This window comes from Microbacterium sp. JAI119 (genome assembly GCF_013410135.1).
Lineage (GTDB): Bacteria > Actinomycetota > Actinomycetes > Actinomycetales > Microbacteriaceae > Microbacterium > Microbacterium oxydans.
The window spans coordinates 188,470-215,033 of sequence record NZ_JACCCK010000003.1 but is presented as its reverse complement, the minus strand read 5'-3'; the positions used below and the strand labels follow the sequence as shown (position 1 = coordinate 215,033).

Sequence of the window (26,564 nt, the reverse complement as noted above, 5' to 3'; positions counted from 1 at the left end):
GTCAGAGCACCTTGGAGAGGAAGTCCTTCAGACGCTCGTTCTTGGGGGCGCCGAACAGCTCGGCGGGCGGGGCCTCCTCCACCACGACGCCGCCGTCCATGAAGACCGTGCGGCCAGAGACCTCACGCGCGAAGCCCATCTCGTGCGTCACCAGCACCATGGTCATGCCGCCGGAGGCGAGGTCGCGGATGACCTGGAGCACCTCGCCGACCATCTCCGGGTCGAGCGCGCTCGTCGCCTCGTCGAACAGCATGATCTCGGGGTCCATCGCCAGCGCACGGGCGATCGCCACGCGCTGCTTCTGACCGCCGGAGAGGGATGCCGGCTTCGCGCCCGCCTTCTCCGACAGGCCGACACGCTCGAGGAGCGAGAGCGCCCGCTCCTTCGCCTCGGCCTTGGTCAGCTTGCCGCACTCGACCGGGGCGAGAGTGATGTTCTCGAGCACGGTCATGTGCGGGAAGAGGTTGAAGTGCTGGAACACCATGCCGATGCGCTGGCGCACCTCATCGAGCTTCACGCTCTTGTCCGTCAGGTCGACGCCATCGATGATGACGTGCCCCGACGTGGGCTCCTCGAGCTTGTTCAGGCAGCGCAGCAGCGTGGACTTCCCCGAGCCGGACGGGCCGATGACCGCGACGACCTCGCCATCCTCCACGGCCAGATCGATGCCCTTGAGCACCTCGTTGTCACCGAACGACTTGTGCAGGTCCTGCACCAGGATCTTGCTCATGCGTTGAACGTCCTCTCCAGGCGGTTCGCGAGCAGCGTCAGCAGCGTGATCACGACGAAGTAGATGATGGCGACGATCGTCAGCACCTGCGCCGACAGATACGTCGAGGCGATGATCTGGCGGGAGACGAACGTCAGCTCGGCGAGGCCGATGACGCTGATCAGCGACGTGTCCTTGAGGGTGATGATGCCCTGGTTGACGAACGAGGGCACCATGATGCGGAACGCCTGCGGGAGCACGACCTTCTGCATGGTCTTCCAGTGGCTCAGACCCAGCGAACGCGAGGCCTCATTCTGGCCGGGGTCGACCGCCTGGATGCCACCGCGGATGATCTCGGTCATGTAGGCACCCGTGTTGAGCGAGAGCGTGATCGCTCCGGCGACGAACGGGTTGAAGGTGAGGCCGGGGAACAGCTGCGGGATCGCGAAGAACACGAAGAAGGCCTGGATGAGGATCGGAGTGCCGCGGAAGACGTACACGTAGGCGGTCGCGACCCAGCGGAACGGCGCGAACTTCGAGACCCGTCCGAAGCCGAAGATGAGCCCCAGGATGAACGCGGCCACGATGGCGACGATCGTCGCGAGGATCGTGAGCCACAGGCCCTCCATGAGAGCCGGCCAGTACTTCACCGCGACGGAGAAGATGTCGGTCGGCTGCGTGGACTCCTCGCCACCCGACAGGTAGGTGTCGACGATCTTGTCGTACTCCCCTGAAGCCTTCAGGTTCGCGAGCCCGGCGTTGAACATCTCGATCAGCTCGGGCTTCTGCCCCTTGTTGACCGCGAATCCGTACTCGCCGCCGAGCTCGGGCTGACCCACGAGGCGGAAGCCGGAGCCCTGCTGGATGCCGTATGCGAGCACCGGGAAGTCCTCGAAGTAGCCGACCGCCTGGCCGGCCTTCACCGCGTCGACCATGTCGGTCGTGTCCTGGTACGGGGTGACCTTGAACCCGTACTCGTCCTTGTTCTCGTCGGCGAAGGTCTGCCCCTGCGTACCGGTCTTGACCGCGACGGCCTTGCCGTCGAGGTCGTCGAGCGACGTGATGTCGCTCGACTCGAGCACGCCGAGCTGGATGCCGCTGGTGAAGTAGGGCTCGCTGAAGTCGAACGTCTTCTGCCGCTCCTCGGTGATCGACATGCCGGCCATGACCGCATCGACCTGGTTCGACTGCAGCGCCTGGACGGCGGCGTCGAATCCGAGCTGGCGGATCTCGACCTCGAACCCCTGGTCCTTCGCGATCGCGCGGAGCAGGTCCATGTCGATGCCGACGAGGTCGCCGTCGGCATTCGTGAACTCGAACGGCGCGAACGTCGTGTCGGTGCCGATGACGTACTTGTCGCCGTCGTTCGCTGCGGCGGCGGGGGCGGCACCGGCGAGGAGCGCCCCGACGCCGACGAAGGCGACGAGTGCGGCTGCGCCGGCGGTGCGCACCGATCGGCGCAGACGGCCAGCCGCGGTGGATGGATTTCGGATCACGACGTGTGCTCCTCGGGTCGACAGCAGCGACCGGACGACCGCCGAGGAACTACCCTAGCTCGCGGCGAGTCGGGTGCCCGAAACGTCGATCCAATACCGGCGGACGAGAGGCTGCCCCGCCTGCGGTGCCTCGATCACGTCTTCGAGCTCGCCACCGGCTCCCTCGATGGTGCGGATGGACCCGACGTTGTCGTCGTCACAGGTGAGCATGACCCGTTCGTAGCCCTCCGCCTTCGCCTGGCGGAGCACCTGCCGCATCGCCTCGCGAACGATCCCTTCGCGGCGACGGGAAGGGATCACCGAATAACCGATGTGGCCGCCGAAGCGACGCAGGTAGTCGTTGAGCTCTCGGCGGAAGGAGAGGAAGCCGACCACCTGATCGCCCTCGGTGATCCAGTAGTAGTCGCAGGGCACGTGCCCCTCCGGGAGTACCGCGCCAGGTGTGGCGTAGAGCTCTGCACGCTCGACGAACGCCTCGAAAGCGGCCCGGTCCGGCACGAAGCCCTTCTCGAGACCGCCCCCGTCGACGTGTCCACCCTCGAACTCGGCCACTGCGGCGGCCCAGGAGTCGAAGAGGTCGATGTTCGGTCGAGAGAGTGCGATCGTCATCGCCCGATGACACCAGAAAGGGGCGGCATCCGCAAACCGACGGACACGGCCCCTCCCCTGGTTCGATTACTCGGTGCGCGCGGATGCGGGCACTGCCGGCTCCGTCTTGTCGTAACGACCGAGGAACAGCGAGGCGATGAGCGCGACCGCCATGACGCACGCCGGCAGCAGGATCGCCTGCGACATTCCCGCAGCGAACCCGTCCGCCACCTGCGGCGGCAGTGCACCCCCGGTGGAGATGCCCGCCGGTGCGTCAGCGAGCCCCGGAAGGTTCGCTTCGAGACGGGACTGCATGAACGCGGCGATGGAGGCCGACCCGATCACCGATCCGATGGTCCTGGTGGTGTTGTAGATGCCGGCACCTGCACCCGCCTGGCGCGGGGGCAGCTTGCGCGTCGCGGTGGTGGCGAGCGGCCCCCACATGCCGGCGTTGCCGATACCCATCAGCGCAGAGGGCAGCAGGAACATCCAGATCGGGGTGTCCATGTTGATCAGAGCGGAGTACCAGATCAGTGCGGCGGCGACGCAGAGCAGCCCGGGGATGAGGATGATGCGCGGGTCCACGCGGTCGAGAATCTTGCCCGCGACCGGAGCGAGCACTCCCGACAGCACCGCCATCGGGATGAGGAGCAGCGCCGCCTCCGTCGGGGTGAGCCCCCGCGCGGTCTGCAGGAAGAACATCATCGGCAGCGACATGCTCGTCACCGTGAAGCCCACGGCGGCGATGGCCACGTTCGCTCCGGAGAAGTTGCGGTCGCGGAACAGTTCGAGCGGAACAAGAGGTTCACTGCGTGTCTTCGCCTGCTGGAAGATGAACAACCCGAGCACGACGAGTCCGGCGATGATCAGGCTCCACACCGAGATCGGGCCCCAGATCACGCCCCAGTCGAATTTCTCGCCTTCCTGGAGTCCGAACACGATGAGGAACAGCGCCACGGCGCTGAGCACCACACCCACGATGTCGAAGCGGTGCGGGTGCGTGGCCAGCTTCGGGACCAGGCGCCAAGCGAGCACGAAGGCGACGATGCCGACCGGGATGTTCACGAAGAAGATCCACTCCCAGCCGAAGCCGTCCACGAGCAGACCACCCACGAGCGGACCGACGAGCGTGGCGACACCGGCGGTCGCACCCCACAGCCCCATCGCCGCGCCTCGACGTTCGGGCGGGAAGGTGCGGGTGATCACGGCCATGGTCTGCGGGGTCATGAAAGCGGCGCCGAGACCCTGCACGGCACGTGCGGCGATGAGCATCTCGAGCGAATCGGACAGCCCGCACCACAGCGAGGCGAGGGTGAACACCGCGAGGCCGATGAGGTAGATGTTCTTCGGGCCGAAGCGGTCACCCAGGCGCCCGGTGATCAACAGCGGCACCGCATACGCGAGCAGGTAGGCGCTCGTGACCCACACGACGTTGTCGAGGTTGTTCGTGTCGGGGTCGAGGGCGGCCTTGATCGCCGGGTTCGCGACCGAGACGATCGTGGTGTCGACCAGGATCATGAAGAACCCGATGACCAGCGCCCAGAGGGCGGGCCAGGGGCTCGCGGGCTTGTGCCCGACCGAGTAGGTACCGGTCGACGGACCGGAGGTGGAGGGCGCGGAGACCGGCGGGCGGTCTCCGTCGCGAGGGATATCTGTCATTGCTGTGCAGCCTTTCGCTGAGCGCGGTAGCGGTCTGAGTTCTGGAATGCCGTGGGACCCCACGGCAGGACACGGGCTTCGAGACGATCGAGGAGGGAGTCGAGCCAGCGGAGCTCGGCCGCCAGCAGAGCTTCCTGACGCTCGATCTCGACCAGCACCTGCTCGGGCACGTGCTTCTCCCTCGCGTTGCCGAGCCCGTCGCGGTGGCGAGCGTGATCCTCGACGAGCGCGACGCGCCTCGCGCGCAGGAGGTCCATGACCTCCGGGCGTTCGAGGTTGTGCGCCTCGGCGAGCGCGATGCGGAAGTCGGCCGGGTGATCGATGCGGGGCAGCTCACGCTGCACCCACGTCACGACGGCCTCACGTCCGGTCTCCGTCAAGGAGTAGGTCGTCCGCTCGGGCCGATTTCCCTCGCGGTCGATGCCGAGTTCGTCGATCAGGCCGGCGCGGTGCAGCCGGGACACCGTGTGGTACAGCGTCCCGTTGGTGATCGTGAGCAGTCGATCATCATGGCGCGCCCGCATGAGACGCACCATCTCATAGGGGTGCATGTCGCCTTCGCGCAGCAGCGCGAGCACCATCACCCCCATGGGAGTGAGCCGGTCGACCGCATCCTTCTTCATGTCCCACCTCAAATAGTCCATGTGGACTATACGCCTGTTTCCGCCCCTTGAACAGACGGGGTCGAACTTCTCACCGAGACCCATGCTCTCCGTCGAGACCCATGCTCTCCGTCGAGACCCACGCCCCCCGGCGTGTGCGGGGATGGGTGTCGACGCGGAGCATGGGTCGCGAAGGAGCGCGGGTGAGAGCATCGCGAGGGAACCGGGATAATGGGCGGGTGAGCACACCTTCAGAAGGCACGGCACAGAGCATTCCCGGCTGGCGGCACATCTACTCGGGCAAGGTCCGCGACCTGTACGCCTCCGAGGATCCGGCGGATACGCGCATCCTCGTCGTCGCCTCCGACCGGGTGAGCGCCTTCGACTTCGTCCTCTCCCCCGGTATCACCGACAAGGGCGCCCTGCTGACGCGACTGAGCCGCTGGTGGTTCGCGCAGCTCTCCGACTTCCCCAACCACATCGCCGAGGGCGAGCTGCCAGAGGCCGTGGCGGATCGCGCGATGCTCGCCCAGTCGCTCGAGATGCTGCCGATCGAGTGCGTCGTACGCGGTTACATCACCGGTTCCGGATGGGCGGAGTATCGGGAGAGCGGGACGGTGTGCGGCATCCCGCTGCCGGCCGGCCTGCAGAACGGCGACCGACTGCCCGAACCTCTCTTCACTCCGGCATACAAGGCCCCGATGGGCGAACACGATGAGAACATCACGTTCGAGCGCTCGGTCGAGCTCGTCGGCCCCGAGCGCGCGGTCGAGCTGCGCGACACCTCCCTTGCCATCTACACGGCTGCGTCCGCCATCGCCGAGGAGAAGGGTCTGATCCTCGCCGACACCAAGTTCGAGTTCGGCACGGACGCCGACGGCACGCTGCGCCTGGCCGACGAGGTGCTCACGAGCGATTCGTCCCGCTACTGGGATGCCGAGGCCTGGCGCACCGGCACGACACCGAGCGCGCGGATGGCGAGCTTCGACAAGCAGATCGTGCGCGACTGGCTCGCCGCCAACTGGGACCAGGAGGGCGAGCCACCCCTGCTCCCGGACGACGTGGTCGAGCGCACCGCCGACCGCTACCGCGAGCTGATCGAGCGCCTCGGCGCCTGACGCTTCAGGCCTGACAACTCAGGTCAGCTCCACCCGGCGCACGTCTGTGTGGATGAAGTCGTCACCCTTGAAGAGCAGAGGCTCGTCGCGGCTGATCGCGAGAGCATAAGAGAAGCAGTCGCCGTAGTTCAGCTGAGCCGCGCTCCCGGAACCGCGTCCGAATCTGACGAACGCCCTGGCCGCCAGACGCGCCTGGGCCTCGTCGAGCGGAACGACGGTCGCACCCGTCGCTTCCAGAAGCTCGTCCAGCGCGAGCACCTTCGCCTCGCCTCCCTTGCCGCGGAGCACGATCATGCACTCCGTGAGCGTGGCCGCGGACAGTGAGAAGGGACCCTCCTCCAACAGTTCGCTCATCTCGGCAGCTTCGGGCTCAGCCATCAAGACAGCCACGAGGGCCGAGGAATCGACGATCAACGCGGCATACCCGTCTCGTCGTAGAGCTCGTCCATGATCTCCTCGGTCGTGCGTCCGGTGGAGGGAATCTGCTGCGCCCGGCGGATCACCGCACGGATACGGCGACGGCGCTCCTCTTCTTCGCCCGAGCGTTGCTCCTCCAACTCGGCGAGGCGCCGCCGAACGGCATCTTCCACCGCACTGGTCTGGCTCTGCCCGGTGAGCGCCGCGAGCCGGCGCACCAGCTCATGCGTCGTCTCGTTCTTGATGTTCAGGCTCATGTCTACCATTCTACCTCGCCGTCTACCATGGTAGAAGACGTTCAGTGAAAACTCAGGAATCGGTAGTGTTGCTCCGGCACTCCTGCCATCCCCCGAACCTGAGGAGCCCGCATGGCCCTGTGGAAGCTGCACGGAAACGGCCGCACGGTCGAGCCCGGCGCCGTCGTCCGTCCCGACGAGCGCCTGAACTGGCCCGCGACGATCGCGATCGGACTCCAGCATGTCGTGGCGATGTTCGGGGCCACGTTCCTGGTGCCGATCATCACCGGGTTCCCGGTCGCCACCACGCTTCTCTTCAGCGGTGTGGGAACGATCCTGTTCCTGCTGGTCACACGCAACAAGCTGCCCAGCTACCTCGGTTCGTCGTTCGCCTTCATCGCGCCCGTGACCGCCGCCACCGCCTCCGCGAACATGGGCACGGCCCTGGCCGGGATCGTCGCGGTCGGCGTACTGCTGGCGATCATCGGGGTCGTGGTGCACACGGTCGGGGTGAAGTGGGTCGACCGCTTCCTGCCGCCGGTCCTCGCCGGCACGATCGTCGCCCTCATCGGGTTCAACCTCGCCGGTGCCGCGCACAACAACTACGCGGCAGCGCCCGTGACGGCGACGTTCACGCTCGCCATCACCATCCTCTTCGCCGTCGTCTTCCGCGGATTCCTGGGCCGCATCTCGATCTTCCTCGGCGTGATCGCCGGCTACATCTTCGCGGCGTTCCGGGGAGAGCTCGACTTCTCGGCCGTCGAGAAGGCCGACTGGGTGGGCCTTCCCACCTTCCACTTCCCGAACTTCACCGAGCCCGGCACCCTCACCGCGCTCGCGATGTTCCTTCCCGTGGTCCTGGTCCTGATCGCCGAGAACGTCGGACACGTGCGCGGCGTCGCGACCATGACGGGTGACACGACCGTGAACCAGCAGACCGGCAAGGCCCTGATCGCAGACGGCGTCTCCACCACGCTCGCGGGATTCTTCGGCGGTTCGGGCACGACGACCTACGGCGAGAACATCGGCGTGATGGCATCCACCCGCGTCTACTCGACCGCCGCGTACTGGGTGGCCGGCGCGGCCGCGATCCTCCTCAGCCTCTCCCCCAAGTTCGGCGAGGTCATCAACTCGGTGCCCGCGGGAGTGCTCGGCGGCGTGACCACGGCGCTCTACGGCCTGATCGGCGTCATCGGCATCAAGATCTGGGTCGACAACCGGGTCGACTTCTCGCGCCCGGTCAATCAGTACACGGCAGCTGTCGCGCTGATCATGGCCGTCGGAGGCTTCATGATCAAGGACGAGGCATCCGGCTTCGAGTTGGGCGGCATCGTCATCGCCACCGTCGCTGCGATCCTGATCTACCACCTGGGCAACCTCATCGCCCGCCTGCGCAAGACAGGCGCCGACGACCCCAAGCCCTTGGAGGCCGTCGGCCCGCTCGGCGGCGATCCCGAGTAAGCCGGTCCCACAGACGACGATCCCGGATGCCCCTCCTGAGGCATCCGGGATCGCTGCGTTCGCCGTGGAGCGCTCAGCCGATGGCCCCGAGAACCTGATCCGCCGACACCATCTCCGCGACCTCAGCTCGGTAGGAAAGGGTCCCGGTCCGGTGCGCGGTCACCGTGGTCTCCATCTTCATGGCGTCGAGCACCGCGACGGGTTCGCCCTCCGTGACCTCGGCGCCGTCGTCGACGAGCCACCGCACGAGAGTGCCGGAAACCGGCGAGCGCAGCTCACTCGGATCGGTCGTGGGTGCTGCGGCCGCAGGGTCGACGGGACGACCGAGGCCCGACAACAATCCGGCGGGGATCCCGAGCATCACACGTCGACCGTCGATCTCGACCGGGAAGCGCTGCAGCACGTCTTCCGGCACCGCTGCAGGTCGCGACTGAGTCTCGAGCTTCGGCAGCAGCGCCTTCTCGATCCACTGGGTGTGCACCGCGAAGGTCGCCGTGGCGAACGCCTGCTCGTCGAGCGCCATCACGTCGAACGGGATGACGGTGGCCGGTCCATCGACCGTGAGCTCCCGCAGCGCCCGCCGCGCGCGCACGATGGCGGCATCGCGGGAGTCGGCGTGCACGATCAGCTTGGCGATCATCGAGTCGAAGGCCGGCTGCACGACGTCGCCCTCTTCGATGCCGCTGTCCCAGCGCACGCCAGGGCCGCCGGGGATCCGCAGCCTCTCGACACGACCGGGGCTCGGCAGGAATCCGCGCCCGGGGTCTTCGGCATTGATGCGGAACTCGAACGCGTGCCCGGCCGGCGTGGGCGTCTCGACGAACGATGGGCCTTCCCCGAACGCGATGCGGAACTGCTCGCGCACCAGATCGACGCCGGTGACCTCTTCAGTGACCGGATGCTCCACTTGGAGCCGGGTGTTCACCTCGAGGAACGAGATGGTGCCGTCGGCGGCGAGCAGGAACTCCACGGTGCCCGCCCCGCGGTACTGCACCTCACCGCAGATCGAGCGCGCTGCATCGTGGAACCGCGCACGCTGCTCGACGGAGAGCCCGGGAGCAGGCGCCTCCTCGATCAGCTTCTGATTGCGGCGCTGCATCGAGCAGTCGCGGTCGCCGACCACCACGACACCGCCGAGTCCGTCGCCGAGCACCTGCACCTCGATGTGGCGCGGGCTCTCGAGGAAGCGCTCCACGAAGCACTCTCCTCGGCCGAAAGCCGCGACCGCCTCGCGAGTGGCCGCGTCGAAGGCCCCCGCGACCTCGGAAAGCTCACGCACCACCTTGAGCCCGCGTCCGCCGCCGCCGAACGCGGCCTTGATCGCGATCGGGAGGCCATGTTCCTCGGCGAACGCCACCGCCTCCGCGGGCCCTGCCAGAGGCTCGTCGGTGCCGGCGGCGAGCGGTGCGCCGACCTGCTGGGCGATGCGGCGGGCCGTCATCTTGTCGCCGAGCGCGTCGATGCTCTCGGGGGTCGGTCCGATCCAGACCAGCCCCGCATCCTCCACGGCACGGGCGAAGCCCGCGCTCTCCGACAGGAATCCGTATCCGGGGTGCACGGCAGTCGCCCCTGACTGCCGCGCGGCCGCGAGCAGCGCGTCGACGGACAGGTACGTCTCGGCCGCCGTGGAGCCGCCCAGCCCCACGGCCTCGTCGGCCAGGCGCACGTGCAGGGCATCGGCATCCTGATCCGCATAGACCGCGACCGAGGTGTATCCGGCTTCAGCGCAGGCACGGATCACACGAACCGCGATCTCTCCGCGATTCGCGATCAGCACCTTCTGCGTGGGTGACGCCGTGGTCATGAGGGCTCCTTGACGGTGAGACGAAGACGCACTCCCGGAGCCAGCTGACCCGCGAGGTCGAGGCTGCGATCCGTGAGCGCACCGATGATGGGGTATCCCCCGGTGAGCGGATGGTCGGGGAGGAACAGGACCGGCTGTCCGTCGGGCGGCACCTGGATCGCACCGGTGACGGCACCCTCGCTCGCGAGTTCGCCCACGCGCGCACGTTCCAGAGGCACCTCACCGTGCAGGCGGATGCCGACGCGATCGGACCGTGGCGTGACCGTCCACTCCTGGTCGGTGAGGGTGGCGAGTGCCGACGCCGTGAACCAGTCGTCGCGCGGACCGAGCGTGATCTCGAGCTCGATGAGTTCGCCGGGGGCCGGCAGATCGCGCGGAAGGGCATCGGGCTCGACGGGATGCACGCCGGCATCGCCGACCCGGATGACGGCACCGGCTCCGAGCCTTTCCGGGCCGAGACCGGCGAGCGTGTCCGCCGCGCGACTTCCCAGCGCCGGCGCCGCGTCCAGGCCCCCACGCACGGCGACGACGTAGCGCAGTCCGCGTTCGGGGTGCCCGAGAGTGAGGTGATCGCCGTCGACCGTGGCGAAGGGTTCACCGTGTGCGACAGAGCGCTCGCGCCCCTCGGCGTCCTGCAGAGTGAGCGCACCGAGAGCACCGGTGACCGCCGCGACACCGGCACCCCGGAACCGCAGGACCGTTCCCCCGACGCTCTCAAGCACCGCGGCATCGGTCGCGTTGCCCACAGCCCGGTTGGCATCGCGCATCGCCCGACGGTCGGCCACCCCCGATGCCGAGACCCCGAGCGCCGCATAGCCGGGGCGACCGGCATCCTGCACCAGCAGCTGCAGCGAAGGACGGACCACCTCGACCGCGGCATCAGTGCCGAAACCCAGACCGTCCGCAGCCGACGCCGCGTGTTGCGCCGCGACGCGCCCAGGCCGCGCCGGGTCATCTCCGTTTCGGCCTGGATGACCTTCTGCCAGCCGAGCGGTTTCCCGCACGGGCTCGAAGCGCACCGTCGCGCCGGGCGCCAGCAGCGCAGGCGGCGTGCGGTCGATGTCCCACATCACGGCATCCGTGCGACCGATCAGCTGCCATCCGCCCGGGCTCTCGCGGGGGTACACCCCGGTGAACTGTCCGGCGAGCGCGACCGAGCCGGCGGGCACGCGCGTACGCGGCGACGATCGGCGCGGCACATCGAACAGCGGATCGCTGCTCACCACGTACCCGAAGCCGGGGGCGAACCCGGAGAACGCGACCCGCCAATCGGCAGCGAGATGCCTGTTGACGAGCTCTTCCGCCGACACGCCCAGCAGCGACGCCGCCTCGTCGAGGTCTTCACCGTCGTACCGCACGGGGATGACGGCATCGCCGGTCGCCGGGAGGTGCGCCGCATCGACCTCCGTCGCCTCCAGCACGGTGCTCAGATCATCCGCGGAGATGCGGACGGGGTCGAAACGCACCAGGACGGTCCTGGCGCCGGGGATGCGCTCGAGGACTCCGGGCAGTCCGTCCCAGGCGAGGTTCAGGCGCATCGCCTCGTCGAGGTCGGCCGCCTCGACGAGCAGGGCGTGATCGGATGCGGTGAGGATGCGCATCAGACGAGATACTCGGCATCGGGAACATCGGTGATGAACATGTAGCCCGGAGCGTGCGTGATGGCGAACGGCGGCTTCGAGGCCATGATCGCCGCCTGCGGAGTGACACCGCACGCCCAGAACACCGGGACCTCGCCGTCGCGCACCTCGGGGGCGTCACCGAAGTCCGGATGCGCCAGGTCGTCGATGCCGAGCGAGGCCGGGTCGCCGATGTGGACGGGAGCACCGTGCACAGCGGGAGTCCGCCCGGAGATCTGCACCGCGTCCGCCACCCGGGACGCGGGGATGGGGCGCATCGACACGACCATCTCGCCGCGCAGTCGTCCCGCGGGAGCGCACGCCGCATCGGTGCGGTACATCGGCACGTTGCGTCCGAGCTCCTGATGCCGGATCGGGATGCCGGCCTGCACGAGCCCGGATTCGAAGGTGAAGCTGCATCCGATGAGGAAGGCGACCAGATCAGGGTGCTCGGCCCAGGCCGCTCTCGCGTCGCCGACCTCCTCCGCCAACTCGCCGTCGCGCCAGACGCGATACCGGCCGATGTCGGTGCGGATGTCGCTGCCGGGCGCGAGCCGAGACTCCACCTGACCCTGCTCGATGACCTCCAGCACGGGGCACGGCTTCGGGTTGCGCTGGGCGAACAGCAGCGTCTCGAAAGCCCAGTCGGCCGGCACCGCGATCAGGTTCGCCTGCGTCAGCCCGACCGCGACGCCACTGGTCGGCTCGGCATGCCCGGCACGGATGGCGGCCCGAGCTCTGCGAGCATCGGCGAGCTGAGCGGCGGAGGCGAGGACGGACACGTCAGGCTCCCGCGAACGGGGCGATCGTGATGCCCGCATCCTGCAGCATCCGTCTGGTCTCCGCCGCCATCGCCACCGAGCCGGGACTGTCGCCGTGCACGCAGATCGACTGCGCGACCACGGGTACATCGGTGCCGTCGATCGCGCGGATCACGCCGTCGACGGCGAGGCGCACCATGCGCTCGGCGACTTCGGCGGGGTCGTGCAGCACGGCCCCCTCCTCGGTGCGGGAGACGAGCTGCCCGTCCGGCTGATAGGCGCGATCGGCGAAGGCCTCGGCCGCGACCTCGAGTCCTGCACGCTGGGCGACATCGAGCACGACACCACCGGAGAGCCCCAGCAGCACGAGCTTCGGGTCGATCGCCCTGATGGCCGCGACGACATCCTTCGACTGCCGTTCGTCACGCGCGATCGTGTTGTACAGCGCGCCGTGAGGCTTGACGTACGACACCCTGCCGCCGACCGCCGAGGCCAGACCCATGAGCGCACCGAGCTGGTACTCGACGTGCGCCTGCAGTGCGGCCGAGTCGATGTCGACCTTCGTCCGTCCGAAGTTCTCGTAGTCACGGTAGCCGGGGTGCGCACCGATCACGACGCCGCCCTGCACCGCGGCCGCGAGCGTCTCTCGGATGCCCTCCGGGCTCCCGGCGTGGAAGCCGCACGACACGTTCGCGCTCGTGACCAGCCGCAGCATGCTCTCGTCGTCGCTGACGATCCGCTCGGCGACGTTCTCGCCGAGGTCCGAGTTCAGGTCGATCGACGTCATGCGATCACGCTCCGATTCCGAGGAAGGCGAAGATGGGACCGATCGACACGATCCCCATGTACCAGGTGAGCAGCGTCACGAGCGTACCGGCGACGAGCAGCCACATCGGGTACTTCTTCGAGCCGAGCAGATCGCGCCGGAACCAGCCGATGTACATGAATACCGTGAGTCCGATCGGCAGGATCAGGCCGTTGAAGCCGCCGACGAAGACGAGGATCGCAGCCGGGGCCGTGCCGATCGACAGGTACACCGCCAGAGACACGACGATGAACGCGACGGTCGCGAGCTGCAGCGGCCATCCGCCCTTGAGCTTCTTCGTGAACGTGGAGAGGAAGGTCGCAGAGGTGTACGCGGCGCCGATGACCGAGCTGATCGCCGCGGCCCAGAAGATCGCACCGAAGATGCGCAGGCCTGCGTCGCCGAGCACCGCACCGAACGCCTGACCGGCCGGGTTCGCACCCTGCCCGGAGAGGTCGAGGGTGACGCCGGAGGCCACGACGCCGAGGATCGCGAGGAACAGCACGTAGCGCATGATGCCCGTCACGAGGATGCCGTTGGTCGCCGCGCGCATCACGGGGCCGGCGTGCTCCGGACCCGTGTGACCCGAGTCGAGGTAGCGGTGGGCGCCGGAGTAGGTGATGTATCCGCCGACGGTTCCGCCGACGATCGTGGTGATGGTGGCGAAGTTGAGCTCATCGGGCACGAAGGTCTGACGCAGCGCCTCGCCGATCGGCGGCTGCGCGATCACGGCCACGACCACAGTCATGACGATCATGCCGATGCCGAGCACCACGAGCACGACGTCCATCACGGGGCCGGCCTTTTTCACGAGGAAGATGATGATCGCGAGGACTGCGGTGATGATCCCGCCGAGCTTCGCGTCGATGCCGAGCAGCGCGTTCAGGCCGAGACCTCCACCGGCGATGTTCCCGATGTTGAAGGCCAGCCCGCCGATCACGACGAGCACCGCGATCAGATGCCCGGAGAACGGGATGGCGCTGTTGGCGAGTTCACCCGCGCGCTTTCCGGAAGAGGTGATCATGCGCCAGATGTTCAGCTGCACCGCGATGTCGACGAGGATCGAGACGAGGATCGCGAACGCGAACGCCGCGCCCATCGTCGCCGTGAACGTGGCGGTCTGCGTGATGAAGCCGGGACCGATGGCACTGGTGGCCATGAGGAAGATCGCGCCGATGACGGCGCTGCGCCCGGCGCGCTTCTTCGCGGAGGAGAGGCGGGCTTCGTCTTCCGGCGAGAGGGAGGCAGTGGTCTGCTCAGACATGGAGGGGGATTCCCATCGTCGTTGGTGGGTGTCGGGTGACCCCCAGTGTAGAACGGATAGAACCCGATTGTTCAACAATCATGTTACGGCCGCGCTACAGAACGGTTGCCGTCGTGTGATTTCCGGCACCCGATCGGCGACGACCCCCGTGCACCGACGCCTACGATGAAGGCATGAACCAGCAGGGTCCGCTCGCCGACGTGCTCCGTCAGCGCATCATCGACGGCGACTTCGCGCCGGGGTCCCGCCTTTCGGAGTCTGCCCTCGCCGAGCAGTTCGACGTCTCGCGCAACACCCTTCGCGAAGCGTTCCGCGTCCTCGCGGAGCAGGGCCTCGTCGAGCACATCCCGCACCGTGGCGTCTCGGTGGCCTCCCCCACCATCGCCGACGTGATCGACATCTACCGCGCCCGCCGCGTGATCGAATGCACGGCCCTGCGCCAGTCAGAGCCGGAGCACCCCGCCGTACAGCTCATGCACGACGCCCTCGCCGAGGCCGAGGAGCAGCTGCCGCACGAGGACTGGCGGCGCATCGGCAGCGCCAACATGGCCTTCCATGATGCGATCGTCGCCCTCGCCGACAGCGCGCGCCTGGCCCGCACCTACCGCGACGTCGCCGCCGAACTGCGGCTCGTCTTCCTCGAGATCGAAGAGCCGCGGTCCCTGCATGAGCCGTTCGTCCGTCGGAACCGTGCGGTGCTCACAGCCCTCCTCGAGAGGGGTCCCGAGGCGGCCGCGGAAGAGCTGGAGCGATACCTCACGGCATCCGAACGGAGCGTGCTCGGCGCCTTCGCCCGCATGGGTCATGCCTGACCCCTGACCTCTCGCGGCTCCTGGCAGCACCTTCGACCAGAACAATGTTCGGTATTTCTGACCTGAGTGCATAAATCTGTGAACGTGCCGGGAAATGCCTTGCCATCCCGTGAAAGCGGTGCTTACCGTGAGCGGACTTCGGACGGATCGGGACGCAGAGCTGCTCCCTCGTCCACCCGGAGGCCGCGTACCGAGGGGGTGCGCGGAATCGTTCAGATCGAAAAGGACTACTACTTTGCGACTCACGAGAAAACTGGCGTTCGCCGCTACCGCGGCTGCTGCGCTCTGCCTCGGCACGGTCATCCCCGCTGCCGCAAACTCCACGCCCGACGCCGACGACATCCCCACCTTCCAGGAGTTCGAGGCGTCGACCTACCGAGACGTCGACGGCGCCTACGTCGTCAACGGAGACGAGGTGATCTCCAACCAGGGCGAGCTGCGATCGTTCTACGAGCAGCTCCTCGGCGCCGACCCCGTGACCAACGGCCTGATCGTCAACACGGTCAACAACATCGACGACAAGTGGTCGAACACCCAGGTGGGCAACCTCACGTACTGCGTCAGCACCGCTTTCGGTGCTCGTCACGCCGACGTGGTCAACGCGATGGAGAGCGGCGCCGCACTCTGGGAGGCCGCGTCGTCGAAGGTGGACTTCATCTACGACAGCAGCGCCGACGCCAACTGCACGACGCGTAACAACGCCGTCCTGTTCTCGGTCGAGCCGGTCCAGACGACGCAGTACATCGCCAGGGCGTTCTTCCCGAGCACGGCACCGCGTCTGCAGAACGTGCTCATCGACGACTCGATCTGGACCCCCGGGTCGTCCTGGACCCCGACGAACGTCCTCGGACATGAGCTCGGCCACGTTCTCGGCTTCCGCCACGAGCACACCCGCCCGGAGGCCGGCACCTGCTTCGAGGACAACAACTGGCGTCCGCTGACGCCGTACGACTCCTCGTCGATCATGCACTACCCGCAGTGCAACGGCTCCTCTGACGACCTGTCCATGACGAGCGTCGACACCGCCGGCGTCGTCTCCCTCTACGGCAACTGACACGCTCCGCACCGCCGGAGACAGCGGGGCCCGGTCGTTCTCGACCGGGCCCCGCTGGCTGCCGCGGCATCAGAGGCGCGGGTTCGGCACAGCTTCATCCGGACGCAGAGCCGCTGTCGCCCGCGGCCGCGGTTCGCCGTCGCGGAGCGGAGCCGGGGGCGCGATGGGAGCGGTGGGCTCCGGCAGTCCGTATCGACGGAACATCCACCGTCGCGCCTCTTCGAGCGGATAGGTCTCGCCGAAGACGGCGGACTTCACGAAGACGCCCTCGATGGTGCTGCGCAGCATGACCTCTTCCAGCGCCGGGTCCTCAGCCCCGCGCGCGCGGAACAGGTCGCGGACCGCGTCCTCCGCCGCGGTGGCGCCCGCCTCGTGCCGCGCCTCCGACTCCGCGAAGAGCCGATGCGTGGCCGGCTGCTGCTGCATCGCGAGCACGGCCCGCTGCAGGGGTATGGCATACGCCGTCGCGGTGAGGGCGCCGTCGATCACCGCGGCGAGCATCTCATCCGGCGTGCCTTCGACACGGGCGAACCCGAGCACGGTCTCGAACCACCGGTCGATCACGGCGGCGACGAGCTGCTCCTTGCCGCCGAAGTGATAGTTCACGAGGCCCTGCGCGACGCCGGCCCGCTTCGTGATCTCGGCGATGCTCGCCCCCGCGACGCCTCGCTCGCTGAACGCCTCGATCGCCGCCTGCAGGATGTTCTCCCTGGCGCGCTCCCTGGCCACCCGGTTCTGCTCGTCGGAGCGTGCCATCGGCATCCACCTCCTGAGTCCCGCCGGCCTGTCTTTCCGAATCGCCCCCCGCCATATAGATTACTCACTGAATGTTTGTTCAATCTATGAACAGGCGCGGATTCACCCCCTCCCAGGAGCCTCAATGCACTCTTTCGCGAGCGTCGACTTCAACAGCATCACCTCGATCTTCGAGTGGCTCGTCGGTCAGTGGTGGGCCTGGGCGATCGTCGGCGTCATCGCGCTGTTCTTCCTCGTGACCTGGATCCTCCCCGACGCGAAGGTCAAGGCGTCGCCGGAGTATTCCACCACTGGCGCGGAGGCCGACGAGATCGCGCTCGGCTTCCTGCAGATCGTCAACCTCCCCTCCGGGCACTGGAACGATCCGACGGCCTCGCTCCTCGGCGACCGCGAGAAGAAGGTGCTCGTCGACCAGTGGGGTGTGCACACGCGCGAGGAGTGGCTGGCCAACATCGAGCGCCTCAGCACCGTGCGTCGACGCCGCGAGGTGTGGGTGCTCTACCTCGCCGTGCGCACCGAACTCGCTCAGCGTCTGGGCCGCGCCCCGAAGGCGAAGGAATGGCTCGCCGCGATCGTGCAGGAGGGCGGGGACAAGCGCGACGCCCGCACCTTCGTCACCTCGATCGAGTACGCGGAGGCACAGGTGCGCAAGCGCGTCGGCAAGGACATCGTCACGCCCGACCTGTTCGTGAAGACCCTCGACGGCTACGGGATCGGGCAGGCCGTGGCGATGGCCACGTGGGGCGTCGCGCTCGGGCACGCCGATGTCGCCGAAGCGCGGGCGATCATCCACCGCATCAACGTCGACGGCCGCCCGGCCTTCGAGTCGTGGGCCGACTTCGGGCTGAGCTACATCGTGGGTCGCGTCATGCACTGGTCGGACGGCAACGTCGACGAGAAGTCGTTCGAGAAGTTCGGAGACGGCTGGTCCGACTTCAAGGCCGCTGCGACGGAGAAGCGCAACGGGCCGTGGGCGACGCTGTCATGGAGCCTGTAGCCGTCGACCTGGAACCGCTGCGACGAAGCGCCGGCCTCCGCGACATCCTGACCTACGAGCGCATCTGCGGGATCCCGCCGCACCGCCGATTCCTCGTGATCCTGGTGGCTGTGCTGCTGTTCGCCGTCGCGATGCTGACAGGGCTGTGGTTCCTCGGGCGCGGCGACATCCTCACGGTCGCGCCGATCCTCGGGATCTTCGTCATCGGGTACACGGTGCTCGCCGCCGTCGGCTTCCTCTGGTGGGCGGTGGGCCTGAGTCGTCGGGTGAAGATCGCCGCATTCGCGTGGCAGAACGGCTGGGCGTACGCCGACCTCCTCGAGCGCACCCGCCGCCCCGGCGCGGCTTTCACCAGAGTCGTGCACGGTCGCGAACGAGCGGTCATCGCCTGCGACGACGCGCGGATGCCGTTCGAGCTGGGCATGCACCATTCGGTCTCGCGGGGGCAGGAGCGCGCGACGATCCAGCGCCCGTTCGCCTTCATCGAGCTGCCGCTGCCCGCATCCGTCCCGCACATCGTGCTGGAGAACCGGAAGCACAGCATCGTCCCCACGCTCGGACTCGGACGCGGAGCAGCCCGCATGGAGTTGGAGGGGGATTTCGCGAAGACGTTCCGTCTCATCGTTCCCGAGGGGTATCAGCAGGACGCCCTGTACATCTTCACCCCCGACCTGATGGCCCGGGTGCTCGACGTCGGTTCCGGCGCCGAGATCGAGCTCGTCTCCGATCGCCTGTACGTCTACCTGCCGTCGCGCACACGGTTCGATCGGGCCGCGACCATGGCGGCCGCCGTCACCCTGGCCGAGGAGTTCCACCGGCGCTTCACCGCACGCACCGAGCTGTATCGCGACGACGACGCCGGGGGCCTCGCCGCCAGGGCCGGCGTCTCGATCGGCCTCCGCGGTCAGCGGCTGGGAGGTCGCGGGATCTCCGTCTTCGCCGTGGCCGGCACCGCCGCGGTGCTGCTGCTCTCGGCCGGCATCACCGCCTTCTCCCTGTTCGGCGGTGATCTGCTCAGTTCGCTCGTCGACTGAGCCCTCAGACGCACGGCTGCGGGCCTGGCCCGGAGGGGGCGCCAGGGCCGCAGCCGTGTCCTTCCCGTCGTTGACGGCCGCGCGGCGCTCAGGCGGAGCCGCGGACGACCAGCTCGGTCGGAAGGATCGTCGTGGTCGGCGGATTCTCGCCCGCGAGACGTGACAGCAGCACCCGCGCCATGGCCTCACCCTGCGCGTACATCGGCTGGCGCATCGTGGTGAGCGGCGGGTCCGTCGTGACGGCGACCAAGGAGTCGTCGAAGCCGACCAGCGCGATGTCCTCCGGCACCCGCAGGCCGGCCGAGCGCAGGGCTGTCAGCGCACCGCGGGCCATCAGGTCGCTCGCGACGAAGATCGCATCAGGTCGGCCCCCGTCGAGCAAGCGCCTCGCGGCCTCTGCCCCGCTGCTCTCGCTGTAGTCGCCCTCTTCCTCCGCGTACGGGGTGAGCCCCGCACCGGTGAGAGCGGCCCGGAAGCCCTGTACGCGATCCTCGGAGGCGACCATCGTGAGCGGACCCGAGATCGTGGCGATACGCGTGCGACCGATGTCGATCAATCGCTGGGTGGCATTCCTCGCCCCCGCGACGTTGTCGACGTCGACGACGTAGTCGCCTTCGTTTCGACGCACAGGGCGTCCGCCGAACACGACGGGCACCGCATCCGCTATCCGATCGACGAACGCATCGCTCGTGTGGTGCGACACGATGAGCGCGCCGTCGACTCCGCCGTTGCGCACGAAGCTGGTCATCTTGTCGCCGGGGTCATCGCTCGCGATCAGCAGGTTGAGCAGGTAGTCCGAGCCGCCCAGCGCCCCGGTGATGCCCGCGACGATCGCAGCGAAGAACGGGTCCCCGAAGAAGCGCGTGGTGTCCTCCGGAACGATCAGCGCGATGGCGTGCGTCTGACGCGACGCGAGTGAGCGTGCCGCACGGTTGGGCACGTAGTTGAGCTCGTCGATGGCTGCGCGCACGGCGGCGAGGGCCTCGGGACTCACGGCCGTCGAGCCGTTCACGACCCGCGACACGGTGGACCGGGAGACACCGGCAGCCGACGCCACCTCTTCGATGGTCGCTCGGGGCGACATCAACGCACGTCCTCTTCCATCGCCCTATTCTCACCGGTCACGCGGCCATCTCGCTTCGAATCGCGCAAATGGTCGCATCTCGACCGCGGATCGAACCATTCACGCGATTCGAGGGGCGGGCTGGAGCTCGTCGACGTCGACGAGCCAACCGATCCGTTGACGTCGCCGCTCCTCGACCGGCGAATCCTCGGCGTCAGCGGGTCGGGTCGACGGCCCGTGATACTCGACGGCCGCGACCGGTAGTCCGCCGACGGAAGACAGGCGGGTCGTGCCGGGCACCCGTTCGATGCTGGACCCTTGCCGCGAGAATCTCGCCCCCGCGGACACGCCATTCGGAAGCTGCAGCCTACCGGCGGTCCGGGCCCGGGCGAATGGGTCCACGAAGTGCTCGAACCTGCGCTCGACCACCTCCCGACTGACCTCATGCACCGCGATGACTCTGCCGCGAACCCGATCCGCGTGCTCCTCTTCGTGATGCGACTCCAGCGCATCGACGGTGCCAGCCAGTTCCGCCCCCAGCTCGTCGACCAGACCCTCCGGATCACGCGACCGGATCCCGAAGTCGACCTCGCCGCCGATCTCGAACGGGTCTCCGCAGCACGCCCACTCCCACGGCGTGAGCCACACACGCGTCATGCCGTCAGACTATCCCCGGCGCCCGGCTCAGAGCGCGCGAGCGGCGATGATGCGGGTGTACTCGTGGGCGGAGTCCTTGAGGGTGCGCTCCTGGGTGTCATAGTCGACGCGCACGATGCCGAAGCGCTTGTCGTAGCCCCAGGCCCACTCGAAGTTGTCGAAAAGCGACCAGTAGAAGTAGCCGCGCACGTCGACACCCGCCTCCGCCGCGTCGAGCACGGCACCCAGGTGCAGCCGGAGGAACTCGGCACGGTCGGTATCGTGCACGCGTGGCTCGCCGTCTTCGACCACCACGACGTCGTCGTAGGCCGCGCCGTTCTCGGTCATGTAGAGCACCGTTCCCGCGGGCTCGGCGTACTCCGTCCAGACCCGCTGCAGCACACGGGTGAGCCCCTCGGGCTGCACCTCCCAGTTCTGCGCCGTGCGGGGCAGACCTCGCTCGACCGCGTGGATGCCCTCACTCGACGGATACGGGCTGCGGCGCACGCGCTCGGTGTCGGGCTCGGCCGAGACGGGTTCCTCGGTCGGTGCCGTGCCCGAGACGAAGTCGCCGTGGTAGTAGTTCACGCCCTGGGTGTCGATGGGCTGCGCGATCGTATCGAGGTCGCCGTCGTGCACAGCCGCTTCGAACGTCGCGACGGCTTCAACGTCCACCGCACGGATGTCCTCGACGATGTCGGCCGGATAGCTGCCGCGGTAGATCGGGTCGAGGAACCAGCGGTTGAACTGTCCGTCCACGCGGCGGGCGGCGTCGACGTCGGCCGGGTTCTGCGGGTCGGCAGGATCGGCGACCGTGTGGTTGAGCGTGATGCCGAGATTGAGCGAGGCATCGCGCCCCCGCAGCTCCTGTACCGTCTTGCCGTGTGCGAGCAGCAGGTGGTGCGCGGCGAGCAGCCCCTCCGCGATGCTGGTGTGCCCCGGCGCGTGCTCACCCGCCGTGTAGGAGAGGAACGATGAGCACCACGGCTCGTTCAGCGTGGTCCAGACGTTCACCCGGTCGCCGAGCGCATCGTGCATGGTCCCCGCGTACTCCAGGAAGCGGTCGACGGTGTCGCGGTTCGTCCATCCTCCGACCTCCTGCAGCGCCTGCGGCATGTCCCAGTGGTACAGCGTCAGCCAGGGCAGGATGTCGGCGGCGAGCAGTTCGTCGACCAGGCGCTCGTAGAAGTCGACGCCCGTGGCGTTCACCGCTCCGCCGTCAGGACGCACCCGGGACCACGAGGTGGAGAACCGGTAGGTCTGCAGGCCGAGCCGCTTCATGAGCGCGACATCCTGCGGGTACCGATGGTAGTGATCGCACGCGACGTCGCCGTTCTCCGCTCCGATCACGGCGCCCGGCTCACGCGAGAACGCATCCCAGATCGATGCGGTGCGCCCGTCCTCGAACGCCGCCCCTTCGATCTGGTACGCGGCCGTGGCTGCGCCGAAGAGGAAGTTCTCGGGGAAGGAGCGGGTCATAGGGGTCATCCTTTCACCGCGCCAGCCATGATGCCACTGACCAGCTGCCGACCCGCGACCACGAAGAGCACGAGCAGCGGAAGGGTCGCGAGCACCGCTCCGGCGAGCACGATCGAGTAGTCGATGTAATACCCCGACTGCAGCTGGCTGAGCGCCGTCTGCAGGGTCGGGTTCTGGGGGGAGAGCACGATCAGCGGCCACAGGTAGTCGGTCCACGCTGTCATGAAGGTGAAGAGGCCGAGGATCGCCATGGCGGGCCGGGCCGCGGGGAGCCCGACGGTCAGGAACGTGCGGAACTGGTTCGCGCCGTCCATGCGCGCAGCCTCGATCAGCTCGTCGGGGATCACGTCCACCAGGTACTGGCGCATGAAGAAGACACCGAATGCCGTGACGAGAGTCGGCACGATGACGGCGCCGATCGAGCCGGTCCAGCCCAGCTCGCGCATCAGCATGAACAGCGGGATGATGCCCAGCTGCGTCGGGATGGCCATCGTCGCGATCACGAAGACCATGAGTCCGTCGCGCCCCTTGAAGCGCAGTTTGGCGAACGCGTATCCGGCGAGCGTCGAGAACGTGACCACCGAGACGGTGATGATGCCCGAGATGAGGAACGAATTGCCCAGCGCCAGCCAGAACGGGATCGCGTCGAACACCTTGGCGGCGTTGGTGAAGAAGTTGCCGCCGGGGATGAGGGGCAGCGTCTCCCCGCGCGTCGCGTTGGTGCCGCTCGCGACCACGACCGACCACCACAGCGGATACACGCTGCCGATGATGAAGGCAGCGAGGAGGCCATAGGTGAGGAAGCCGGGGCGGCTGCCGATGCCGGCCGTGCCTCCGGTGGCGGCACGGCGCCGGCGGATCTTCTCGGGGACGCTCAGCGCCTGCGTGGCGGTCATCGCGCGTTCTCCTCGGTCGTGATGGCGATCGTCGTGCCGGCTGCGGCTGCGGCTGCGGTCGCAGCCGCGCCGGCGGTGCGCGCGCTGCGGCGGGCGGCGCGGCCCTTCGGTGCATCCCCGGTGGAGATGCGTCGGGAGATGAGGAAGTTGATCACGCCGATGAGCACGATCAGCAGGAACAGCAGGATCGCGACCGCCGACGCTTCACCCAGGTTGCGCCGGAAGAACGCCAGCTCCCACAGGAACAGCACCGTCGTCTGGAACTGGCGGTCGCTGCCGCCGATGCCCCCGGCCGTCGACACGTCGAACAGACGCGGCTCTGCGAAGATCTGCAAGCCGCCGATCGTCGCGGTGATGATCACGAAGATCAGGGTGGGACGGATCGTGGGAATCGTGATGGAGAAGAAGCGGCGAGCGGCACCGGCCCCGTCGAGGGCGGCGGACTCGTACAGGTCGCGCGGCACGGCCTGCATCGCGGCGAGCAGGATGAGGGCGTTGTAGCCCGTCCAGCGGAAGTTCACCATCACGGCGATCGCGATGTGCGACAGGGCGGTGTTGTGCTTCCACTCCTGGTCTGCGATGCCGATGAGATTGAGCAGGTTGTTCGCCAGGCCGTCGGCCTCGTTGAAGATGCTCGAGAAGATGATCGCGACCGCGACAGGGGTGACCACGAACGGGATGAGCACGCTCATGCGCCAGAACGTCGGGGCGCGCAGCCCGCGGTCGAGGAGGTAGGCGATCACCAGCGCGACCGCGAGCTGGGGGATCGCGGAGAGCAGGAAGATGCTCAGGGTGTTGCCGATCGAGTTCCAGAACATGGCATCGCCGAGGATCTTGGCGAAGTTGCCGACGCCGACGAACTCCCCCTCGCCCTTGAGCAGGTCCCACTCGTGCACGGCCACCCAGACCGTGTAGAGCAGCGGGAACAGGCCGACCAGCCCGAACAGCAGGAAGAACGGCGAGATGTAGAAGTACGGCGAGGCGTTCTGGTCGAACCGGGAGAGGCGGTGGCGCCAGGAGCGTCTCGCCGGGGCGTCCGAGGTCGCGGATGCGGTGCGCTGCTGCTGCGCCGGCGGTGCGGTGAGAGTCATGAGGGTCCTTTGCCGGGGCTCCGACAGGCTCAGCCCCCCGATCTGCGGGGTCGCTGAGCCTGTCGGAGCGGAGATGATCAGCCGACGAGGTCGTTCAGCAGGCCGATGGCCTGGTCCCAGGCGCCCTGGGTGTCGGTGTCACCGCGGTCGAGGCTGCTGAGCGCCGGCCCGAAGACGTTCTCCTGGATGACCGAGTCGTCGGCGCCCTTGAACTGCGCGACGACTCCCTTGGCACGCTCGGCGAGGATCGCGCCGGTGGGAGCGTCGTTGAAGAACGCGTTCGGCGTCGCGTCGGCCGCGAGAGTCTCCTGCGCCTCGATCGTCGAGGGGAAGTTGCCCGCCGCAGCGGACTGCTTCACCTGCTGCTCGGGCTGGGTCAGCCAGTCGGCCAGCTCGGCCGCCGCCTCCTTGTGCTGCGACGACTCCGGGATCGACAGGAACGCGCCGCCCCAGTTGGCCGCACCTCCGGGGAACACGTCGGCGAAGTCCCATCCGGTCGATGCGTCACCGCCGCCGGCCTCGACCTGACCCTGCACCACACCGAGCATCCAGCCCGGGCAGACGAAGGTGGCGAAGGTGCCGTCGACGAACGACTTGCCGCCGTTCCAGTCCCAGGCCGTCTGCGCGGCCGACTGGCCGCCCTCGGTCGCGGCCCCGAGCTGCTCGAAGCGCTCTTTGAGCTCGGCGTTGTCCTCGACGTTCAGCTTGCCGTCGCTCGTGTAGTAGCCCTCGTCGAGCTGGTTCACCATGGCGTTCCAGACGAAGCCGGAGTGGTCGTACCAGGCCTTGCCGGTCTTCGCGGTGTAGTCGGCTCCGACCTTGAAGTAGTTCGCCCAGTCGCCGTTCAGCAGCTCGGCCACCGACTCGCGGTCGCTCGGGAGGCCGGCGGCCTCGAACGCGGCGCCGTTGTAGCAGATGCCGCTCGGGCCGATGTCGGTGCCGTAGCCGATCACGCGGCCCTCGGCGTCGGTGGCCTGGCCGTACTTCCAGTCGACCCAATCGTCCTTGCGGTCTTCGATGCCGTAGTCACGCAGGTCGACGAAGGTGTCCGAGACGTCCATGATCGCGCCGAGCCAGCCCTCTTCGATCGCGACGACGTCGCTGAGACCGGAGCCGGCAGCGATCTTGGTGAAGGCATCGGTGCGGGCGTTGCCGCCGGTGTCGATGTTCGTCGCCTCGATCTTCACATTCGGGTGCGCCTTCTCGTACTCCTTGTAGAGGTCTTCGTAGCCGAAGGTTCCGAACGTGGTCACGGTCAGTGTGACCTCTTCGTCGCCGTTCGCGTCACCGCTGCCGCCGTTGTCGCCGGAGCAGCCGGCGAGGGCGAGGGCGGATGCGGAGGCCACGGCGGCGATCGCGAGGATCCGGTGGCGGGCACGTGTGTTCACAGTTCACTCCTTTGTGGTGGTCGTGCGGTGTGGTGCTTCGGGACGCGTGGGAGCGCTCCCACGCATTGAGCAGTCACTCTATGGGAGCGCTCCCACGCGTGTCAAGCCGCGCCGGCGCGGGCCCGGGGCCGTGCACAGCTCCTCAAGAATTCGCCCCTGGCACCGCCTCGAGCCCCTCGCGGGGAGCGGGGCCGGTGTTTCTGAGGAGTCGCGCACCGGCGGTACCCTTGGGCAGTGCCCGACGCCACCCTCTCCCCCGCCCTCGTCCGTGCCGAAGCCCTGATCCGCAACGTGCCGGACTACCCGCAGCCGGGCATCATCTTCCGCGACATCACGCCTCTTCTCGCCGACGCCGAGGCCCTCCGCGTGACGACGGAGGCGATCATCGAGCCCTTCGCCGGACAGTTCGACGTGATCGCGGGCATCGAGGCGCGCGGCTTCATCCTCGCCAGCGCCGCCGCCATCGCCGCAGGCGTCGGCCTGATCCCGATCCGCAAGGCCGGCAAGCTGCCCAGGCCCGCGGCGTCCGTCGACTATGCGCTCGAGTACGGCACCGCCACGATCGAGATGCACGACGACCTGCCCGCCGGCTCGCGGGTGCTGCTGATCGACGATGTGCTCGCGACCGGAGGAACTCTCGCCGCCGGTCGCGAACTGGTCGAGCGCCTCGGCAGCCAGGTGATCGGCATCTCCGTGCTGTTCGAGATCGACGGCCTCGGCGGCCGCGAAGCGGTCGGCGACCTCCACACCGTCTTCCACTCCGCCTGACTCCTCCACGGCGCCGAGCGGATGCGGCGAGGGCAGTAGACTGGGTGCGCC

General features: G+C 68.1%; 26 protein-coding genes. 7 read left to right on the top strand and 19 right to left on the bottom strand.

Translation table 11 applies throughout. The annotated features are described in order from the left end of the window. Nucleotide 1: 1 nt before the first annotated feature. The 5 genes from HDC31_RS15475 to HDC31_RS15455 form a co-directional block, all read right to left on the bottom strand. On the bottom strand, nt 2-730 hold the full coding sequence (locus HDC31_RS15475; RefSeq protein ID WP_058631627.1) for an amino acid ABC transporter ATP-binding protein: 729 nt from the start codon (nt 728-730) through the stop codon (nt 2-4). Continuing rightward, nucleotides 727-2,205: an amino acid ABC transporter substrate-binding protein/permease gene (locus HDC31_RS15470; protein ID WP_058631626.1), complete on the bottom strand. Its 1,479-nt coding sequence runs from the start codon at nt 2,203-2,205 to the stop codon at nt 727-729. The genes HDC31_RS15475 and HDC31_RS15470 overlap by 4 nt, the downstream gene beginning before the upstream one ends. A gap of 54 nt (nt 2,206-2,259) precedes the next feature. Next, nucleotides 2,260-2,814 carry a GNAT family N-acetyltransferase gene (locus HDC31_RS15465; protein ID WP_058631625.1) on the bottom strand — a complete coding sequence of 185 codons (555 nt, stop codon included), beginning with the start codon at nt 2,812-2,814 and terminating at the stop codon, nt 2,260-2,262. 66 nt (nt 2,815-2,880) lie between these two features. Beyond that, nucleotides 2,881-4,452, bottom strand: a complete 1,572-nt coding sequence (locus tag HDC31_RS15460; RefSeq protein ID WP_113681477.1) for an MFS transporter — start codon at nt 4,450-4,452, stop codon at nt 2,881-2,883. Continuing rightward, nucleotides 4,449-5,075, bottom strand: coding sequence for a PadR family transcriptional regulator (locus HDC31_RS15455; RefSeq protein ID WP_046746836.1), 627 nt, complete (start codon nt 5,073-5,075; stop codon nt 4,449-4,451). Before HDC31_RS15455 ends, HDC31_RS15460 begins: the two co-directional genes overlap by 4 nt. 218 nt (nt 5,076-5,293) lie before the next feature. Between HDC31_RS15455 and HDC31_RS15450 the strand changes: the two genes are divergently transcribed. Next, nucleotides 5,294-6,172 (top strand): phosphoribosylaminoimidazolesuccinocarboxamide synthase, encoded by an 879-nt coding sequence (locus tag HDC31_RS15450; protein WP_113681476.1) that lies wholly within the window; start codon nt 5,294-5,296, stop codon nt 6,170-6,172. An 18-nt stretch (nt 6,173-6,190) separates the two neighbouring features. On the opposite strand, the gene HDC31_RS15445 is transcribed toward HDC31_RS15450, so the two are convergent. Further along, nucleotides 6,191-6,586, bottom strand: coding sequence for a type II toxin-antitoxin system VapC family toxin (locus tag HDC31_RS15445; RefSeq protein WP_113681475.1), 396 nt, complete (start codon nt 6,584-6,586; stop codon nt 6,191-6,193). Then, a complete protein-coding gene (locus HDC31_RS15440) occupies nt 6,583-6,846 on the bottom strand; it encodes a type II toxin-antitoxin system VapB family antitoxin (RefSeq protein WP_045262550.1) in 264 nt (87 codons plus the stop codon). Before HDC31_RS15440 ends, HDC31_RS15445 begins: the two co-directional genes overlap by 4 nt. A 111-nt stretch (nt 6,847-6,957) precedes the next feature. Between HDC31_RS15440 and HDC31_RS15435 the strand changes: the two genes are divergently transcribed. Further along, nucleotides 6,958-8,286, top strand: coding sequence for a uracil-xanthine permease family protein (locus tag HDC31_RS15435; RefSeq protein WP_113681474.1), 1,329 nt, complete (start codon nt 6,958-6,960; stop codon nt 8,284-8,286). 73 nt (nt 8,287-8,359) lie between these two features. Here HDC31_RS15435 and HDC31_RS15430 read toward each other — a convergent pair whose 3' ends face one another. Genes HDC31_RS15430 through HDC31_RS15410 form a run of 5 tightly spaced genes read right to left on the bottom strand, consistent with a single transcriptional unit; the run spans nt 8,360 to nt 14,539 of the window. Continuing rightward, complete coding sequence (locus tag HDC31_RS15430; protein ID WP_179516310.1) at nt 8,360-10,090, bottom strand: biotin carboxylase N-terminal domain-containing protein; 1,731 nt, start codon at nt 10,088-10,090, stop codon at nt 8,360-8,362. After that, nucleotides 10,087-11,691, bottom strand: coding sequence for an urea amidolyase family protein (locus HDC31_RS15425; RefSeq protein WP_179516309.1), 1,605 nt, complete (start codon nt 11,689-11,691; stop codon nt 10,087-10,089). Before HDC31_RS15425 ends, HDC31_RS15430 begins: the two co-directional genes overlap by 4 nt. Then, nucleotides 11,691-12,491 carry a putative hydro-lyase gene (locus HDC31_RS15420; RefSeq protein WP_046746830.1) on the bottom strand — a complete coding sequence of 267 codons (801 nt, stop codon included), beginning with the start codon at nt 12,489-12,491 and terminating at the stop codon, nt 11,691-11,693. Before HDC31_RS15420 ends, HDC31_RS15425 begins: the two co-directional genes overlap by 1 nt. A gap of 1 nt (nt 12,492) precedes the next feature. Next, nucleotides 12,493-13,257, bottom strand: a complete 765-nt coding sequence (locus tag HDC31_RS15415; RefSeq protein ID WP_113681097.1) for a LamB/YcsF family protein — start codon at nt 13,255-13,257, stop codon at nt 12,493-12,495. A gap of 4 nt (nt 13,258-13,261) precedes the next feature. Beyond that, nucleotides 13,262-14,539 carry an NRAMP family divalent metal transporter gene (locus HDC31_RS15410; protein WP_046746828.1) on the bottom strand — a complete coding sequence of 426 codons (1,278 nt, stop codon included), beginning with the start codon at nt 14,537-14,539 and terminating at the stop codon, nt 13,262-13,264. 173 nt (nt 14,540-14,712) lie between these two features. Between HDC31_RS15410 and HDC31_RS15405 the strand changes: the two genes are divergently transcribed. Next, nucleotides 14,713-15,351: a GntR family transcriptional regulator gene (locus HDC31_RS15405; RefSeq protein ID WP_113681096.1), complete on the top strand. Its 639-nt coding sequence runs from the start codon at nt 14,713-14,715 to the stop codon at nt 15,349-15,351. Nucleotides 15,352-15,586: 235 nt separating this feature from the next. Continuing rightward, on the top strand, nt 15,587-16,405 hold the full coding sequence (locus tag HDC31_RS15400) for a matrixin family metalloprotease (RefSeq protein ID WP_046746826.1): 819 nt from the start codon (nt 15,587-15,589) through the stop codon (nt 16,403-16,405). A gap of 69 nt (nt 16,406-16,474) precedes the next feature. Here HDC31_RS15400 and HDC31_RS15395 read toward each other — a convergent pair whose 3' ends face one another. Continuing rightward, nucleotides 16,475-17,161, bottom strand: coding sequence for a TetR/AcrR family transcriptional regulator (locus tag HDC31_RS15395; RefSeq protein WP_046746825.1), 687 nt, complete (start codon nt 17,159-17,161; stop codon nt 16,475-16,477). A 124-nt stretch (nt 17,162-17,285) separates the two neighbouring features. On the opposite strand from HDC31_RS15395, the gene HDC31_RS15390 reads away from it, so the two are divergent. Continuing rightward, nucleotides 17,286-18,158, top strand: coding sequence for a DUF1266 domain-containing protein (locus HDC31_RS15390; protein ID WP_179516308.1), 873 nt, complete (start codon nt 17,286-17,288; stop codon nt 18,156-18,158). Further along, nucleotides 18,131-19,192 carry a hypothetical protein gene (locus HDC31_RS15385; protein ID WP_218867852.1) on the top strand — a complete coding sequence of 354 codons (1,062 nt, stop codon included), beginning with the start codon at nt 18,131-18,133 and terminating at the stop codon, nt 19,190-19,192. Before HDC31_RS15390 ends, HDC31_RS15385 begins: the two co-directional genes overlap by 28 nt. Nucleotides 19,193-19,280: 88 nt before the next feature. On the opposite strand, the gene HDC31_RS15380 is transcribed toward HDC31_RS15385, so the two are convergent. The 6 genes from HDC31_RS15380 to HDC31_RS15355 all read right to left on the bottom strand — a co-directional run bounded on the left by HDC31_RS15380 (nt 19,281) and on the right by HDC31_RS15355 (nt 25,745). Continuing rightward, on the bottom strand, nt 19,281-20,276 hold the full coding sequence (locus HDC31_RS15380; protein WP_113681093.1) for a LacI family DNA-binding transcriptional regulator: 996 nt from the start codon (nt 20,274-20,276) through the stop codon (nt 19,281-19,283). A gap of 99 nt (nt 20,277-20,375) precedes the next feature. Next, nucleotides 20,376-20,912, bottom strand: coding sequence for a DUF6578 domain-containing protein (locus HDC31_RS15375; protein ID WP_113681092.1), 537 nt, complete (start codon nt 20,910-20,912; stop codon nt 20,376-20,378). 27 nt (nt 20,913-20,939) lie between these two features. Then, entirely contained in the window at nt 20,940-22,370 is a 1,431-nt protein-coding gene (locus HDC31_RS15370; RefSeq protein WP_174799799.1) for a GH1 family beta-glucosidase, read from the bottom strand. A gap of 5 nt (nt 22,371-22,375) precedes the next feature. Next, a complete protein-coding gene (locus HDC31_RS15365; protein WP_046746820.1) occupies nt 22,376-23,266 on the bottom strand; it encodes a carbohydrate ABC transporter permease in 891 nt (296 codons plus the stop codon). Beyond that, a complete protein-coding gene (locus HDC31_RS15360; protein ID WP_179516306.1) occupies nt 23,263-24,357 on the bottom strand; it encodes a carbohydrate ABC transporter permease in 1,095 nt (364 codons plus the stop codon). The genes HDC31_RS15365 and HDC31_RS15360 overlap by 4 nt, the downstream gene beginning before the upstream one ends. Before the next feature lie 77 nt (nt 24,358-24,434). Beyond that, nucleotides 24,435-25,745: an ABC transporter substrate-binding protein gene (locus HDC31_RS15355; RefSeq protein WP_113681443.1), complete on the bottom strand. Its 1,311-nt coding sequence runs from the start codon at nt 25,743-25,745 to the stop codon at nt 24,435-24,437. Between the two features lie 234 nt (nt 25,746-25,979). Here HDC31_RS15355 and HDC31_RS15350 point away from each other — a divergent pair, with 234 nt between their 5' ends. Further along, nucleotides 25,980-26,513 (top strand): adenine phosphoribosyltransferase, encoded by a 534-nt coding sequence (locus HDC31_RS15350; RefSeq protein WP_113681444.1) that lies wholly within the window; start codon nt 25,980-25,982, stop codon nt 26,511-26,513. Nucleotides 26,514-26,564: the final 51 nt, after the last annotated feature.

What these genes read in the sequence shown, in the direction of transcription:
- HDC31_RS15365 (WP_046746820.1), bottom strand. Translation starts at nt 23,266, where the DNA reads ATGACCGCCACGCAGGCGCTGAGCGTCCCCGAGAAGATCCGCCGGCGC.
- HDC31_RS15375 (WP_113681092.1), bottom strand. Translation starts at nt 20,912, where the DNA reads ATGACGCGTGTGTGGCTCACGCCGTGGGAGTGGGCGTGCTGCGGAGAC.
- HDC31_RS15410 (WP_046746828.1), bottom strand. Translation starts at nt 14,539, where the DNA reads ATGTCTGAGCAGACCACTGCCTCCCTCTCGCCGGAAGACGAAGCCCGC.
- HDC31_RS15460 (WP_113681477.1), bottom strand. Translation starts at nt 4,452, where the DNA reads ATGACAGATATCCCTCGCGACGGAGACCGCCCGCCGGTCTCCGCGCCC.
- HDC31_RS15395 (WP_046746825.1), bottom strand. Translation starts at nt 17,161, where the DNA reads ATGGCACGCTCCGACGAGCAGAACCGGGTGGCCAGGGAGCGCGCCAGG.
- HDC31_RS15475 (WP_058631627.1), bottom strand. Translation starts at nt 730, where the DNA reads ATGAGCAAGATCCTGGTGCAGGACCTGCACAAGTCGTTCGGTGACAAC.
- HDC31_RS15425 (WP_179516309.1), bottom strand. Translation starts at nt 11,691, where the DNA reads ATGCGCATCCTCACCGCATCCGATCACGCCCTGCTCGTCGAGGCGGCC.
- HDC31_RS15405 (WP_113681096.1), top strand. Translation starts at nt 14,713, where the DNA reads ATGAACCAGCAGGGTCCGCTCGCCGACGTGCTCCGTCAGCGCATCATC.
- HDC31_RS15380 (WP_113681093.1), bottom strand. Translation starts at nt 20,276, where the DNA reads ATGTCGCCCCGAGCGACCATCGAAGAGGTGGCGTCGGCTGCCGGTGTC.
- HDC31_RS15435 (WP_113681474.1), top strand. Translation starts at nt 6,958, where the DNA reads ATGGCCCTGTGGAAGCTGCACGGAAACGGCCGCACGGTCGAGCCCGGC.
- HDC31_RS15360 (WP_179516306.1), bottom strand. Translation starts at nt 24,357, where the DNA reads ATGACTCTCACCGCACCGCCGGCGCAGCAGCAGCGCACCGCATCCGCG.
- HDC31_RS15415 (WP_113681097.1), bottom strand. Translation starts at nt 13,257, where the DNA reads ATGACGTCGATCGACCTGAACTCGGACCTCGGCGAGAACGTCGCCGAG.
- HDC31_RS15465 (WP_058631625.1), bottom strand. Translation starts at nt 2,814, where the DNA reads ATGACGATCGCACTCTCTCGACCGAACATCGACCTCTTCGACTCCTGG.
- HDC31_RS15390 (WP_179516308.1), top strand. Translation starts at nt 17,286, where the DNA reads ATGCACTCTTTCGCGAGCGTCGACTTCAACAGCATCACCTCGATCTTC.
- HDC31_RS15430 (WP_179516310.1), bottom strand. Translation starts at nt 10,090, where the DNA reads ATGACCACGGCGTCACCCACGCAGAAGGTGCTGATCGCGAATCGCGGA.
- HDC31_RS15370 (WP_174799799.1), bottom strand. Translation starts at nt 22,370, where the DNA reads ATGACCCGCTCCTTCCCCGAGAACTTCCTCTTCGGCGCAGCCACGGCC.
- HDC31_RS15455 (WP_046746836.1), bottom strand. Translation starts at nt 5,075, where the DNA reads ATGAAGAAGGATGCGGTCGACCGGCTCACTCCCATGGGGGTGATGGTG.
- HDC31_RS15440 (WP_045262550.1), bottom strand. Translation starts at nt 6,846, where the DNA reads ATGAGCCTGAACATCAAGAACGAGACGACGCATGAGCTGGTGCGCCGG.